This is a genomic window from Adlercreutzia sp. ZJ141, assembly GCF_011038965.1.
Classification (GTDB): Bacteria; Actinomycetota; Coriobacteriia; order Coriobacteriales; family Eggerthellaceae; genus ZJ141.
The window spans coordinates 1-845 of sequence record NZ_JAAKEB010000030.1 but is presented as its reverse complement, the minus strand read 5'-3'; the positions used below and the strand labels follow the sequence as shown (position 1 = coordinate 845).

Annotated in this window: 1 protein-coding gene; it reads right to left on the bottom strand. The window is 53.6% G+C overall.

Annotated elements, in window-relative coordinates; all coding sequences use genetic code 11:
* Positions 1 to 252: 252 nt before the first annotated feature.
* A partial coding sequence (locus G7Y44_RS09910) for a glycosyltransferase family 4 protein (protein ID WP_165249567.1) occupies positions 253 to 845 on the bottom strand: 593 nt, incomplete at its 5' end.

Sequence of the window (845 nt, the reverse complement as noted above, 5' to 3'; positions counted from 1 at the left end):
TCTGCTCCGCCTTACAGTTCCTCGCGATATCCTCCTTTACGGCAAGAACGATGGACTCCACGTCAACCGAAGCACTTGTGCTCGACATCACTCCTCCTTCCATGCATTCCATCAACGATAGAAAACACCCTGTGTCAAATTCGCTTTTTCTACGCACACTCTAGCACATATTATCCACCATCAGGAGAACTGCCACCCATCAGATACAGTACCCCCAAGCGGAACTACATCGCCAAGATAGAAGTGGTGTAACTATCTGGCTGCAACTCTATCGATCAGACTGCATAGCTCCCCCATGATGACGTCCCAGCTGTAGTTCTCATCGACGTAGCGGACGCCGAGTTCGCCCATCCTGCCGTGGACATCAGGATGGGTCATCATGTACTCGAGCTCCTTCTCGAACTCAAGGTAGTTGGCGTAGTAAAGCCCGGCATTGCTTCTCAAGCAGTGCCCTTTGAGGACTTTGCATGCTCCGTTGACTAAAACGGGCGTCCCCGACCGCAAAGCCTCGAGCAGCACAATCGAGAGGCTCTCGAATCGAGAAGGCTGGACTAGGGCGAGGGCGCCCTTAATTCCGCTGAACTTGTCTACCTCGTCGACGAACCCAAGGTACAGTACATCAGGGTGATCAAGAACGGGCATCTTGGCCGCACCAACCAGCACGAGCTTAAGATCATCCCCGGGATGCCTAAGCTTCCATCCCGCGAAGTAGCGAAACAGCACGCCACAACCTTTACCCTCTTCTATGCGGCCGGCGTAGATTATGTAAGGACTATCTCCCAGGCCGTACTTCTCGCGAAAGACCCCTTCGTCAACATCGCGAGGAACATCGACACCAACCCCTC